The organism is Telmatocola sphagniphila, from assembly GCF_018398935.1.
GTDB lineage: Bacteria > Planctomycetota > Planctomycetia > Gemmatales > Gemmataceae > Telmatocola > Telmatocola sphagniphila.
This window is the reverse complement of sequence record NZ_CP074694.1, coordinates 3,733,965-3,747,318: the sequence shown is the minus strand read 5'-3', so window position 1 is coordinate 3,747,318 and position 13,354 is coordinate 3,733,965. Positions and strand designations below refer to the sequence as shown.

Annotated in this window: 10 protein-coding genes; 4 read left to right on the top strand and 6 right to left on the bottom strand. The window is 52.1% G+C overall.

The window, feature by feature from the left end:
- The first annotated feature begins 10 nt into the window (after positions 1-10).
- Positions 11-1,000, top strand: coding sequence for a 5'-nucleotidase, lipoprotein e(P4) family (locus KIH39_RS14835; protein WP_213494014.1), 990 nt, complete (start codon positions 11-13; stop codon positions 998-1,000).
- Between the two features lie 6 nt (positions 1,001-1,006).
- Here the strand turns inward: KIH39_RS14835 and KIH39_RS14830 are convergent, their stop codons facing one another.
- Entirely contained in the window at positions 1,007-2,356 is a 1,350-nt protein-coding gene (locus KIH39_RS14830; protein WP_213494013.1) for an enolase C-terminal domain-like protein, read from the bottom strand.
- Here KIH39_RS14830 and KIH39_RS14825 point away from each other — a divergent pair.
- Entirely contained in the window at positions 2,355-3,164 is an 810-nt protein-coding gene (locus KIH39_RS14825; RefSeq protein WP_213494012.1) for a class I SAM-dependent methyltransferase, read from the top strand. The two genes, KIH39_RS14830 and KIH39_RS14825, sit on opposite strands and share 2 nt — an antisense overlap.
- Positions 3,165-3,170: 6 nt before the next feature.
- Here KIH39_RS14825 and KIH39_RS14820 read toward each other — a convergent pair whose 3' ends face one another.
- Positions 3,171-4,439, bottom strand: a complete 1,269-nt coding sequence (locus KIH39_RS14820) for an efflux RND transporter periplasmic adaptor subunit (protein ID WP_213494011.1) — start codon at positions 4,437-4,439, stop codon at positions 3,171-3,173.
- 27 nt (positions 4,440-4,466) lie between these two features.
- Complete coding sequence (locus KIH39_RS14815) at positions 4,467-7,634, bottom strand: efflux RND transporter permease subunit (protein WP_213494010.1); 3,168 nt, start codon at positions 7,632-7,634, stop codon at positions 4,467-4,469.
- A gap of 267 nt (positions 7,635-7,901) precedes the next feature.
- Between KIH39_RS14815 and KIH39_RS14810 the strand changes: the two genes are divergently transcribed.
- The gene (locus tag KIH39_RS14810; RefSeq protein ID WP_213500427.1) at positions 7,902-8,489 is read left to right on the top strand and encodes a TMEM175 family protein; all 588 of its coding nucleotides are present in this window, start codon (positions 7,902-7,904) and stop codon (positions 8,487-8,489) included.
- Positions 8,490-8,599: 110 nt separating this feature from the next.
- Here KIH39_RS14810 and KIH39_RS14805 read toward each other — a convergent pair whose 3' ends face one another.
- The gene (locus tag KIH39_RS14805; protein ID WP_213494009.1) at positions 8,600-10,093 is read right to left on the bottom strand and encodes an alpha/beta hydrolase family protein; all 1,494 of its coding nucleotides are present in this window, start codon (positions 10,091-10,093) and stop codon (positions 8,600-8,602) included.
- A 285-nt stretch (positions 10,094-10,378) separates the two neighbouring features.
- Here KIH39_RS14805 and KIH39_RS14800 point away from each other — a divergent pair, with 285 nt between their 5' ends.
- A complete protein-coding gene (locus tag KIH39_RS14800) occupies positions 10,379-10,876 on the top strand; it encodes a hypothetical protein (protein ID WP_213494008.1) in 498 nt (165 codons plus the stop codon).
- Positions 10,877-11,001: 125 nt separating this feature from the next.
- Here KIH39_RS14800 and KIH39_RS14795 read toward each other — a convergent pair whose 3' ends face one another.
- Complete coding sequence (locus tag KIH39_RS14795; protein WP_213494007.1) at positions 11,002-12,375, bottom strand: C1 family peptidase; 1,374 nt, start codon at positions 12,373-12,375, stop codon at positions 11,002-11,004.
- Positions 12,376-12,519: 144 nt separating this feature from the next.
- The gene (locus tag KIH39_RS14790) at positions 12,520-13,134 is read right to left on the bottom strand and encodes a hypothetical protein (protein ID WP_213494006.1); all 615 of its coding nucleotides are present in this window, start codon (positions 13,132-13,134) and stop codon (positions 12,520-12,522) included.
- Positions 13,135-13,354 lie beyond the last annotated feature (220 nt).

Genomic DNA, 13,354 nt, shown 5'->3' with positions numbered 1-13,354 from the left:
GAGTATCGCCATGAATTGTTGTATTTCTGTACGGAAGTTTTTGCCCTGTTTGCTGAGTTTTCTGGCCGGGATGGCCTGCATGGTGGCCTGGCCGATGGTGGCTCAGGAGAAGGCTGAACCGCCCGCCGTTAAGAAAGTAGCGTTGGAGTCGCCGCCGCATCGAGGGCTGGACGCGAATTTGTACATGCAGATCTCGGCGGAGTATCGAGCGTGCTGCATTCAGGCATATCAGCTGGGTCTAAATCGCTTAAACGCATATTTCCGATTTCAGATTAATGGATCGATAATGGATCCTGGTCTAGGCGGGAATTTCACAGGCACTGGAGGAAGTGGTATCTCAGGCAACTCAAACGGCACAACTAATCCTTTCGGCTTCGGCTTAAACGGTCCCAAATCAGAACGACCAGCTGCCATAATCATGGATCTGGACGAAACCGTCCTGGATAACGGAGCTTTTCAATCCTATGAACTTCACAACAAACTGGCTTACGATCAGAAGAAGTGGGACCTGTTCGAAGAACGCTGCGGGGATGATGTCAAGTTGATCACCGGTGCCAAGGAATTCATTCAATACGCGCAGAAGATGAATGTAAAAATCTATTACATCACCAACCGCAATGAAAAATATAAGGAAAACACGTTAAAGCTGCTGAAGCGATTGCAGATTGGCGTACCGGCCGAGCAGCTATTATGCGCAACGAAGACCAGCGACAAAACGGATCGGAGAAAACTTGTGGAGAAGGATTATAACGTGATCCTCTATTTTGGAGACAACTTGCGGGATTTCGACGAACGCTTCAAGATGTCTGTGAGCAGCAAGAATACGGACCAAGAGATCAAGACGGCGGTGGAACAGCGGAAGATGCAGGTGGATAAAGAGAATCGCTGGGGCCAGAGTTGGATAATTCTTCCCAACCCGGCCTATGGCGAATGGGCCAAGGTGCTGGGCCGGGGTGAAAAGGACCTCGATCTGCTGCCGCCGTCGGCCAAGTTGGATTAATCGGGTTTATACAGCCCCTAAACCGAGGCCGATTAATTCCGCCGTCTTCATAGTGCCGTCGTGAATCTGAAAAATCCCGGGGAACTTCAATTCCCAGGGTTTATTCGCGGAGGGAAAATATTGACGAGCATTCGCTTCGATGGCCGCGACCCCTTTAACGTGAGCGGCCAGGCCCGCCGAGTGAATGAGCGAAGCGCCGGGGCAGGTCAAATCCTGAACGCAGAGAAACATTTTCAGATGTCGGGCCGCGCCAGCCATCAACAACGATTGCGTTTGTCCCTTGCAGGCTTTCAAGGCCACGCCGGTATATCCCAGATCTCTCGCCAAGCTTAAGCTTTCCAGTCCTAACAAGGCTTCATCAATAACGACCGGTTTGAGTTTCGCCGCCTCATGCATGCGGTTTTGCGCATCGCCGCGCAGATCTCGCTTCGTCGGCTGTTCGATGTACTGGATGCGCTCGAATGCGACGGGAGAGTTCTCCCGAATCTTGTGCAAAACGGCCAGCAAATACTGCACATTCTCGCACTTCTCGTTGAAATCGAGCGAGTAGAAATAGTGCTCGATTCCGCGAGCAGATTGAACTTTTTCACAAACTCGATTGACCGTAAGAACGCGCTGTACATCCCAGTTAAGATCTTCTCCGTTCAATTTGATTTTGAAGTGGGTCAGACCATTAAAAGGAATCCATTCCTCCAGAGTTTCCGGCAGACCATCACCGACCGGTTTTTGAACATCTTCCCTCGTCAGAGGATCGAGGGCCCCAACCAGATGATAAAGCGGCATCCGCGGCTGCGGAGCCTGTGTGATGCAGGCATCGACTCGAATGCCGTTAAATTCCTCATCAAGATAATATCCCAAATCGTGCGGCACAAAATCAGGTCCATAAGTGTAATAGCAGTTGAGGCCGAAAAGTTTCCCATAGGCATCGTGCAAAGCGGCATCGAAGGCACTGGCACAAACCAGAGTTGCCAGCGGTGGAATGGGATCGGGAAACTCGGGCGACAACTCCTCAGCCGCTCGAAAATAATCGGGTTCCAGGGCATGCGTGATATCAATCGGATGGCCGGCGACGGAGCATTCCTTGGTAATTTTCGCGATTATTACAATCAGCTTTCGCATGACCGCCAGGGTATCGGCATAGCCCATTTTTTTCGAAGGAAACGACCAGACGTTACCCAACGGCATGGAGCCGAATCCCTCGGCCGTTTTCAAGCCATCCGCCGATTCGATGCAAATTTGCACATTCAGAATCGTCGCTCGGTCGAGGGCCACTCCGCCGAATTTGATCGGTGTTCGATAGGCAAAATCTTCGGTCTGGTACTGAACCTCGCGAATCCGAACCGAATTGTTCCGCATGATCGCTCCCCGGGCAATTGATACTATTCAGAGTATGATTCCAGACTGGCAATTGCCGCCCGGTACCGACCGCGGCGTGTGGGACTACACTCATAATCCGGAACTGGCACGGACCTACGATACCTCCTTGGCCGGCACACCGTTGCTGGAATTCGATTTGCAATACTGCGAACAGCAATTTTCGCAACCGGGGACTCTCATCGATTTAGGTTGCGGCACTGGCCGGCTGGCTCTGCTGTTTGCTGCCCGCGGCTATCAGTGCACGGCCCTAGATCTGTCCGCCGCGATGCTGGAGCAGGTGAAACAGAAGGCCGAGGCACGCGGGCTGAAGATCGATTATCTCGAAAAAAATCTAGTGGAACTGGATGATACACCGGCGGAACAGTTCGACTATGCCGGCTGCTTATTCAGTACCTGGGGCATGATTCGAGGTCGGGAGAATCGGCAGACGTTTTTAAAGCACGTTCACCGAATTTTAAAACCCGATGGCAAATTCGTGCTGCATGCTCACAATCGCGGTTACCATCTTTTTCGATTGGTGGGCCTGCCCTGGGCAATTCGCGATGGGATGCGATCTTTGCGAGGTCAGGAGCCGGGCGAATATCCGATGCCGCAAATCTGGGGTGGAGCGAAGCTTACGCTTCATCACTTTTCAGTGACAGAGATCGAGAAAGATCTTCGCGAAGCCGGGTTTAAAATCCGCGACTTCAAGCCAATTTCAACCCGCCTAGATGGAACTTTCAAGCTCGGCTGGGCAAAACGGCTGCGAGCGTACGGATTTCTGATCTGTTGTGAAAAGTTGGTTTAACACCCTTTATTTCGACGAGCTCGAATCGACCGGTTCCACAACAGTGCCCTCTGGAAGATCATCCCCGGGTCGAATGATCACAGTCTCATCGCCTTCGAGCCCGCTGAGCACTTCCACTTCCGAGCCGTAATCCCGGCCGAGCTGAACTTTCTTATAAGTGACGGCATTGTTTTTTCCCAGAATCGCCACCGATAACCCATTCGAGCGAGTGATGATGGAAGCGACCGGCACAACCACTGGCTTGAACTCGCGGGTGAACCGGAAATTAACCAGCACATACATTCCCGGCAGTAAAGAACGATCTTTATTGGGAATTCTCAACTCCGTATGTAAAGTCCTGGTCTGCTGGGCAAGCGATTCGCTGGTGCGATCGACAACCGCTTTATAAGGTCGGTTCGGGTCCTCGCGGCGGGTGACACTGGCTTCGATTCCGGGATGAATACCGGCCGCAAATGCCTGGGGGACGTCGACTACTACCTTGATCGGATCGATCTGCATGATATGAAAGAGCTCCTTGGCGGCGGTCGGATTATCGGCGACGATCAAGGCTCCCACGTCGATGTTCCGGGCGGTAATCGTTCCTCGAAACGGAGCGAAGACTTTTTGAAAGCTGAGCAAATCAGTCAGCCTCTGGATGTTCGCCTGATCGACGAGGATCTGGGCTTTGGACTCGCCAATAGTCGCCGCGGAAACTTCCAGTGTAGCTTTCACGGTGTCGTATTCTTCCTTCGAAATGGCACCCGTGGTCAGGATTTTGCGATTGCGCGCTTCGTTGGCTTTCGCCAGCGCCAGGTTGGCTTCATTTTTTTCCAGGGTAGCCTTGTGCAAAGTCATGGTCGATTTCGCTTGATCCAGTTGATCCCCTAGCTCGGGAGTCTCAATCTCGGCGAGCAATTGACCTTCCGTGACGACATCGCCAATATCGACCAGGCGTCGTTTTAAATAGCCGTTGGTTCGGGCGAAGATGGCCGTTTCGAACCAGGCGGAGGTACTTCCGGGCAAGAGTCTTTCCGCCTCACCGGGGATTCGGTGTGCTTTAACGACGGCGACTCGGGGCGTGGCGGCCATCATGGAGGCTTGTTTTCGCAGTTCATCCTGCTGCCGTTTATAAGGTACCTCCCCGATGAAGTAGAGACCGACAAACAGTCCGCCGGCCAGAACAACCAGCCCGGCAACGACTCCCAGCCCGCCTTTAGGTAAAGGCTCGGGTTTGGGAAGCTCTTCCTTCCGAACTTCCGGTGGCTTCTCGTTTTTAGGTAACTCTTGCTGGCTCATCCTAGTCCTCGGAGTCTAGCTCCTGAATTATTCGATTGGTGGTACGGGGGCCGTGCGTCGCAACAGGCTGTAGGTCACGGGAACGAACAAGAGCGTGAACGCTGTAGCCACCAGCAGTCCGCCGATAACGGCCCTACCGAGCGGAGCATTCTGTTCGCCGCCTTCGCTTAGGCCCAGACTCATGGGTAACATGCCGATGATCATGGCCGTGGCGGTCATGACCACGGGACGAAGTCGAGTCGAACCAGCCGCGAAGGCCGCATCGATAGCGGACAATCCTTCGATTCGCTTATCGTTCGCAAAGGTGACCATCAGAATGGAATTCGAAGTTGCCACCCCCACGCACATGATGGCGCCCATCAGAGCGGGTACGCTGACATCCGTGTGAGTTGCGAACAGCGCCCAGAGGATACCCGCGAGCGCTCCGGGAAGAGCGGTCAGAATGATGAACGGATCGATCCAGCTTTGGAAATTAACGACCATCAGCAGATAAACCAGGAGAATCGCGAAGAGCAATCCTCCGGCCAATCCCTGAAAGGAATCGTTCATGCTTTCAATCTGCCCGCGAACTGCAATCGTACTGCCGCGCGGTAGTTCTGGCCGAGTTCGGGCGAGAACTTTTTCCACCTCGCGTTGGGCCGATTCCAAATCCCGGCCCTGCACGTTGGCGTAAACCTCGTAGACCGTTTGAATGTTGTAATGGTTGACGACGGCGGCCGAAGTGGCCCGGCGCACATCCGCGAGATTTGCCAGAAGCTGTGGCGCAGACTGTTCGGGAATAGTGACCGGTGTGTTCATCAAACTCTGCAACGAATCGATTCGACTCTGAGGTGTTTGCACGGCCACGCGATAATTGACTCGATTGGAGGGATTCACCCAGAAATTCGGGGAAGTCTGGCTGGTGGAACTCAAAGAGACCAGAATACTGCGGGCCACATCACTTTGCGTGATCATCATTTCATTGGCTAGGATACGATCGACGTCGATGCGCAAATCGGGCGAATCCGTGACCTGATGAATGTGCACATCGACCATTCCCGGAATAGCGGCAATCTCGGTTTTTAGCTTCTGCGCGATCGCCAGATTGGCTTCCCGGCTAACTCCCACGACCTGAATGTTAAACGGAGCCGGTTTGCCGAAATTCAATACCTGCCCCACGATATCGGCCGGCTGAAAGTAGAAGATCACATCGGGAAATTGCTTCGGCAATTCTTCGCGAAGTTTCTTGAGATATTGAGCCACCGGCGCATGTACCGGTTTCAGGGCCACGAAGATTTCTCCATCCGCCGCGCTCACTGTGCCATTGTCGTTGTAAGCAATGGGAGTCAGGAACGAGGAAAGCCCCATGTTATCCAGAATCAGTTCACGCTCCTCATCGGGCACGATTTTTCGGATTGCTTCCTCGACCTGACCGAAAATTCGTTCGGTCTCTTCAATGCGGGTCCCAGCCGGGGCTCGCACATGCAGGCGGAACTGCCCGGCGTCCACCGTCGGGAAAAAATCGCGACCGATAAGCGGCTCCAGCAGAAACGTGCCCAGGGCAAATCCCATCATGCCCACGACTGTCATCGCCCGATTTTGGAGGCACCAGGCAAGGGCCCGCTGATAGGTGCTGCGAAATCGCTCGAACAGATTGTTAAAGATGCGGTGCATCCACCAGATCGGTCCCCGGCCTCCGCTGGCATGACCCTCATGGCCTTCCGCATAAAGTTTCGCTTCCTCGGGCAGTAGAAAAAGGACGAGCGTTGGGATCAGAGTACGCGATAGAAGGTACGAAGCCAGCATGGCGAAGACGACCGCCAGAGCGAGCGGTATGAACAGAAACGCGACTGTCCCCGTCAGAAATAGAATCGGAATAAAGACGATACAAATCGACAGAGTCGCAACGAAAGCGGGCACGGCGATCTGCGCGGCGCCATCCAGTATGGCATGCCGCAATTCTTTTTTCATCCCCAGGTTGCGATGTACGTTTTCGATTTCCACCGTCGCATCATCAACCAGAATTCCCACGGCCAAGGACATGCCGCCAAGCGTCATAATGTTCAGGGTGTAGCCGAAAGCCCAGAGACAACTAATCGACACGAGAATGGAAAGCGGAATCGAAATCGCCACAATCAGGGTGCTGCGCCAGGAGCCGAGAAACAGCAGGATCATCAGGGCCGTCAGCCCGGCGGCAATCGCCCCCTCTTTGAGAACCCCATTCACGGCCGCCGAGACGAAAACCGATTGGTCGAAGAGTAAATCGAGTTTCAACTCCGGGGGCAATTGGTCCTGAATGCCTGGCAGCGCTGCTTTCACATTGCGGACGACATCGAGCGTCGAAGCTCCTTCTCCCTTAAGGATGGTCATTAATACGGCGCGATGTCCATCTCTTCGCACCACATTGGTTTGGACGGCGAATCCATCGCGAACCTCGGCGACGTTTTTCAGGTATATGGGTACGCCATTAACAGTGCGAATGGGCAGAAAATTGAATTGGTCCACCAGATCCGGACTGGAATTCAACCGGACGTTGTACTCCGTGTCGCCAATTTTCGCGGTACCCGCCGGGATGATGAGATTCTGATTCGTAACCGCCGTGCTGACATCCTGCGGCGATAGCCCCCGCGAATAGAGAGCATCCAAATCGAGGTCGATCATAATCTGGCGGGGTTTTCCGCCGTAGGGTTGCGGCACCCGGGCCCCTTGAACGGTACCCAGTCGCTGAATTACGAAATTGGCGGCATAGTCGAAGATTTGCTGTTCGTTTAAAGTGTCACTGGAAACGGCCACCTGCAAAATCGGTACGCTGGTGGCGCTATAGCGAACGATAAACGGCGGCTGAATGCCCGGCGGCATCGTGACCAACAAAGTCTGGCACGTGGCCGTGACCTGGGCGGTGGCCGCTTCGATTTTAGCGCCCTGCTGAAAGAAAATGCGGATTACGCCCACGCCATTGAGCGATTGGCTTTCGATATGCTCGATGTCGTTGACGGAAGCCGTTAAAACGCGCTCGGTGACGAGGATAATCCGCGATTCAATTTCCTCCGCCGGCATGCCCTGATAGGACCATACCACCGTGACCACGGGGATATCGATTTCCGGGAAAATGTCGGTTGACATTTTTCGGGCGCTCACCGCCCCCATCACGGCGATCAGAACCGCCAGAACGAGAAAGGTGTAGGTTCGCCTGAGGGCTAGCCGGACTATCCACATGGCTTCGGTCTCGGAAGCAAATTAAGTTAGGGAACGGGCCTTAAAGAGTAGTTCCGATCCGTTAATCCCATCACCATTAGGGATACCGCAACTCATGAGAAACCTTTCCCAATTTTGATTTCGGGGGTTTTCCACAGAAATCAGCCACTACACGTTTCGAGGAATGGCCCTATCTAACCGGAAAGGATTGACTGGGTTCGGTAAAAACTTCAGGGGATCGGAACAGTGGAAGAGCCTTCGACATCGGCGAGTAAAGCGGCCGTGAACATGAGCAAGGGACGGCTGGAAGCTTTCAGTGACGGGGTTTTTGCGATTATTATCACCATTATGGTTCTGGAGTTGAAAGCCCCGCACGATGCCAGTCTGAGTTCTCTGAAGGAGTTGATTCCTACCTTCCTCGGTTACGTTCTCAGTTTCATCTACGTCGGAATCTACTGGAATAACCATCACCATTTGTTTCAGGCCGTGAAGTCGGTGAATGGGGCGATTCTCTGGGCGAATTTACACGGGCTGTTCTGGCTGTCTTTGTTCCCAGTAATTACCCACTGGGTGGGGGTGACACATTTCGCCCCCTGGCCGGTGGTGGTCTACGGTGTAGTGCTGTTACTTGCGGCCTCCTCCTGGAAAATTCTGATCTATGTGCTGATCGAAAATCACGGCTATGATTCGACGCTGGCCGCCGCGATGGGAAGGGATATTAAGGGCTGGGTGTCGCTGGGGTTATATCTTCTGGCCATCATCCTGGCATTCGTCGATTCCTGGATTGCTTGTGGGATCTACTTGCTCGTCGCCTTCATCTGGTTCATTCCCGATAAACGAATTGAGCGATTCTTTGAGCAGGAGCCGGGAGAGTAACCGGAATGAAGCGACGATGGATTTACAAACTTAAATCAGACTCTGAGTTTTAATGCGGTTCGCCCGGGAAGATAAATCAGCGGGCGAGATATTTACTGTCATCAAATCTTTCACTTCTTTGCCGGCATCCTTTCGTTCAGCCATTTCACCATCATGGCCGTTTCCTCGACGGTTTCCGGCCAGCCGTGGTCCGCGCCGACTTTTGTGATAAGTTCCGATTGGGCTCCGACTTTCTTAAGTTCCTCATGCATGGAAATAGAATGCTGGATCGGCACGTTCAGGTCTTTGTCCCCATGGATGAACATAATGGGAGCGGCTTTGGCCGTGGCCAGATGCACGGGAGACAGTTTCTTAAGTTCCTGGAGATGCTTTTCTCGATCCGAAATCTTGTTGTAACCATTGCGGCGAAGATCGTATTCATAAAGATCCAAGAGTCCCACATAGGGCTGAAAAAGCGGGAATTCCAGAACCGATTTCCCTTTTTCCCCGTAGTTCAGCCAATCCGTAGGCGGACACATGCTGATAACAGCCTGGACCCGACTGGAAACATTTTCGAGTGGATCGTATTTGACGAAAACCTGGCTGGGATCTGAATCGGGAGGAAAAGTTGGCCCTTTCCCATCGGCTAAACCGAGCATCAGAGATATATATCCGCCGGAACTTGCGCCCATGATGGCCAGCCGGTCGGGATCGATCTGAAACTGATCCGCGTTATATCGAACATACTTTACCGCCGTGTGAATATCGCTGAGAATTTCTGGGATAGTATGTTTGGGGGCGCTGCCGGGCGTGACAAAGATCAATGTAAACCCGGCATCCAACAAACCTTGCTGGCGAGTGCCTAATCCCATTGCGTTAAAAGGCCTCGGAAACGAGACAAAACTGTCATTGATTGGCAGAATAATGGCCGCTCCGTTGGCATTTTTGGGAGGTTGCACAACTGAAAGAGTCAAAGCCACACCATGTCGCCGGCGGTAGATGACATCCCGGGTGAGTTTGAAAGGGGGTGGGCCGAAACCGAGTGTCACGATACCTATGGCTCGCGAACCACCCTTATCGGAACGGACTAGGACGAGCATTCCCCGCCGTTTTTCGACGACGACCCGATCCCTGGCTGTGAGTTTGAGTTTTTCCAGTGCTTTCAGAGTCTCCGGATCCATAGTCAAATAGTCCGCGTATTCTCTTCTGAACTCCGCGGGGGTCAGGGTGGCTGTAATCTCCCATTTGGGCTCGAACATGTAAGGCATGTAAGGCCCTTCGCACAGATCGGTTTTCAAGGAAGCAGCCAAATCTTTTTCGTTCGTCAGAATTTTTTGAAGGTGGGGCGAGCCACCTAGAAAAGGGGTGGTGCAGTGGCGAGCTATTAATGAGGCGTCTTTTTTCGCAATCCCTTCCAGTATTTTTTCGGCCACCTGGCGGGCCGCCGTATTAATATCAGACTGGGGAGGTTGCTGGAAATCTTTAAATTCCACCGGCACAGCGTTTACTGTCTTTCCGTGCAGGTAACGTAACGGCCCTCCGAATCCTAGGGAAAAGCCTATCAGGAGTGGGAGTAGCAGGAAGAATTTTCGTCTTCGCTGAATAGAAACATGAGTTTTATGCATGGCCCGAACCTCTACTAGTGGAGTACACAGATTAGAGAAACACTAGCCATTCCTAAAGCGTAAGAGGGAGTCTGTGACAAAATTTCTAGCATGATTGTGAAAATTGTTTGGCCTCTTGCCCGTGAGTTAAGTTCATGTTTTTTTGAGAATTAGCTGATTCCGAACTTCAGACACGAAGATGGGCTACAACCTAAAAATGTAGGCATTACCACAGAATACTTGGTATTCTTATCAGACTAGAGGATTGCCCGCTTTTGCAATTGCAACTATCAGAGAACCCCAAGCATGATCCCGGAAGAAGATCCACTTTTAGAGTTCGTTGATGAACCGACTTATCAGCGACCCTGGATATTGCTTGGTCCCCTGGGATTCACTGTGTTCATCTTTTTTCTTTTGACACTTATGTTTCTAGTAGGCTCCATAACCAACAAGGATAAGAACGAAACGGTAGGGCTTCTAGCTGCAACGGGTATCATGGCCCTTCTTTTTGGGATAAGTCTTTTTGTTTGGTTGAGGCTTTATCGAGGCCCAAAATCTGGATCGACTCCGACTTTACCCATATGGTTTACGCGAGGTTTCGGTCTGGTTATGGCCAGTGCGATGATCGGTACCTACCGTCACGGGAATATGAGCCTTTCCCATTTCGTACAATGCTTTATCGCTTTTTTGGGAATCGCGTTGACCGGTGATGTCGTTTATCTGTTTCATCATTACTACGAGGGAGCTGAACTTCAGGAAGAGGGTGAAGTTGATCTCAATTCGGACCTGGAGAAGTCGAACTGAAATTGCCTAAGGTGTTAAGACGTAAAATTCGGTATCAAAAAATTGATCAAGGGATAAGGAGGGATGAAAGTATTTTTCCACCCCTTGGAAATTTCATTTATTTCCCTGAACCGAATCTTCCCTTTCTACTTATGTTCGCCTATCTCCCTCAATAAATTCTGATCCAGAACCAGCTTGGCGTCGATCTCCAGCTCGTTCGTATCCCCATCGCCTACTTTCTCTTTTGCCCCGCCGTGCGGTTTCAGGTGCATGGTCGCCTTGCCATTATCAGGCAGATGGAGAGTCCCTTTCCAGGTCGCGCCCGCCGTCGAATCGAGGGGCAGGGTGCCCTTCGAAAAATCCACATGAAGCGAGATCTGATAAGGCTTCGAGCCATCCCCGTCGAGTTTGCCGTTGACCCGGTACTGCTCCCCATTGGCCAGGACGAGTTCGCCAAGACGTAAATCGGCTTTTTGCTTTCCCTCAGCCGATATGGGAGGATGCCGCCAGCAAAGAACTCCTGAATTGACCTTCTTCCCCTCCTTTTTGAATGTGACTTCCCATTGTCCGATAGCCCGTTGCGGAATAAACCGTCGACTGCCAACCGGGGCCACTTCCGTGATGTAATGCGCTTCCGAAAAAGTCGCCAGATAGTTGTAATCTACCAGTGTAAACCCGTCGTATTTGATGATATCCTTCCAGCCCTCGGCGAGCTTGCCTTGCTGGGCCGTGTAATTGGTCGGCCCCCACTGATTCTTGACCACGAAGAATTTGCGGGCGCGGTCATAGCCCACCATCAGCATGAAGTGATTCACTGAATCGCCCCGCGTGTTCGGCTTCAGCCTCCAGACCGGTTGCCCTTTGGCCGCCAGGTCGTTGCTGTTGGCGTGAATGTTCATGCTGAATACGATTTCGTGACCTGAATAGAGAATCTCCTCGAACTTAGCCGAGTTCCTTAAATCGTGAGCCGGAATGCTATCAAACTTCTCGATGGCGTACTTGGCATCGGTGCGGGCGGCCGCCGGGAGATTGGCCGGGTCCAGATTCCAGAGATTGAGAGCCATCTGGCTAAACGGCTTGGACCAATCGTACTTTTCCAGTCCTGAATTTTTGGGGTATTGAATCGAACCTCGATAGGGCATCTCTTCGGCCCGGCAAACGGCATATTGTTGCAGGACTCCCATGCCGCCGCCTCCGCCGAGGGTGCTGATGAGATCCTCGGCCACATCACGACTATTTTTGTCGCTACTACTCATCACATTGCGATTCCAGATGAGATGTTCGACCGACAAATTGACCGCAATTCCCGCCCGCTTGTAAGCCGCTTCGAGCGCGGCCACCGGTGGAAAGTAGGGGCAGGTATCCCGGCCGCCCTGGTTGCGGATTGGCGTCTGCTGTTGGCACAGGTCGAAGACTTCGGGAGTCTTTTTCGACTCGGGCTTTTTGACGGGATCGTCGGCGGCCACGTAAGGCGGCAGCAAAAATATCAATAAGAGTGTGAAAATTGGCTTGGCTTTCATGGAAGGCTCTTCGAGGCGGGGAGGGAGAATCAGTTGATCACTGTAAGCAGTGAGAATGTAATTATAGGGCAACGTGAGCAGAAATGGAGCTCACGCATTTCATTGAGTTAACAGAAGGGAATTTTATAGGCCGCCCATCAAAGGCTAACCAGCATAGGAAAGAGGCTTGTCAGAGATGAAAAATAAAATCAGGCCAATTAGCGCGAGGATTATGCTAATTGTCATCGTGGAGGCAATGATACCTGCAATTGGCATAAATTTCCTCTTTACGCCAATTATGGAAACGACCAGACCTGATGTACATGTGGCCACAGGAATAATCAACGAAAACCCCAATGCAAAGGCAAAGTTTTGCGGATCTTGAATGTAATTTTTCAATGCGATTAAGATGAGCACTCCGAAACTTAGCAAAAGCATGCCCAGCGAAGTTAATCCCAGGATTCCCCCCAGACGTCCAAGCTCTCTTGGAGGATTCTTGGCAATGGGGATGACTATAGACTCGGACGATGATTTCTTCCGAGCGATAATCACTCTTTCCGGTGTCGAGCCCTCTTCCGGAAGATACGCTTCGGGTGGATCGAGTTTGCCCAAAATTTCCAAGACGTCTTCTCGCGAAATCGAATCCGCATCCTTTAATGCGATCAATTCGTAAATTTGTGACTCGACTTCCTTCACTATCGAAACACGATCCACACGAGAAACCTGCCCCAGGAGCAGACGATCAATTGTGTCGAGCCGGGTGTTAATTAGCGATTGCAAAGAATCCTCTAAAACAATCGTGCTTTCCGCTAGACCTCAAACAAGCGAAGTTTTTGATGCCAATTCCGTGGGGAGTTTTAGCGAGATAGTTCGATGAGTCCCCCACGCCGGAGCTTTTCGCTCGGCCGAACGCATACTTCTATTTTTCAAACATTCTTCCTTTCCGCGAATAGCTCTCGGCGTTTTATCGGATCGGGACATCCGGATCCCGACTTCAGTC

Excerpts from the sequence above, each read along its gene's own strand:
- KIH39_RS14835 (WP_213494014.1), top strand. The coding sequence starts at position 11 with ATGAATTGTTGTATTTCTGTACGGAAGTTTTTGCCCTGTTTGCTGAGT.
- KIH39_RS14825 (WP_213494012.1), top strand. The coding sequence starts at position 2,355 with ATGATCGCTCCCCGGGCAATTGATACTATTCAGAGTATGATTCCAGAC.
- KIH39_RS14830 (WP_213494013.1), bottom strand. The coding sequence starts at position 2,356 with ATGCGGAACAATTCGGTTCGGATTCGCGAGGTTCAGTACCAGACCGAA.
- KIH39_RS14820 (WP_213494011.1), bottom strand. The coding sequence starts at position 4,439 with ATGAGCCAGCAAGAGTTACCTAAAAACGAGAAGCCACCGGAAGTTCGG.
- KIH39_RS14815 (WP_213494010.1), bottom strand. The coding sequence starts at position 7,634 with ATGTGGATAGTCCGGCTAGCCCTCAGGCGAACCTACACCTTTCTCGTT.
- KIH39_RS14810 (WP_213500427.1), top strand. The coding sequence starts at position 7,902 with ATGAGCAAGGGACGGCTGGAAGCTTTCAGTGACGGGGTTTTTGCGATT.
- KIH39_RS14805 (WP_213494009.1), bottom strand. The coding sequence starts at position 10,093 with ATGCATAAAACTCATGTTTCTATTCAGCGAAGACGAAAATTCTTCCTG.
- KIH39_RS14800 (WP_213494008.1), top strand. The coding sequence starts at position 10,379 with ATGATCCCGGAAGAAGATCCACTTTTAGAGTTCGTTGATGAACCGACT.
- KIH39_RS14795 (WP_213494007.1), bottom strand. The coding sequence starts at position 12,375 with ATGAAAGCCAAGCCAATTTTCACACTCTTATTGATATTTTTGCTGCCG.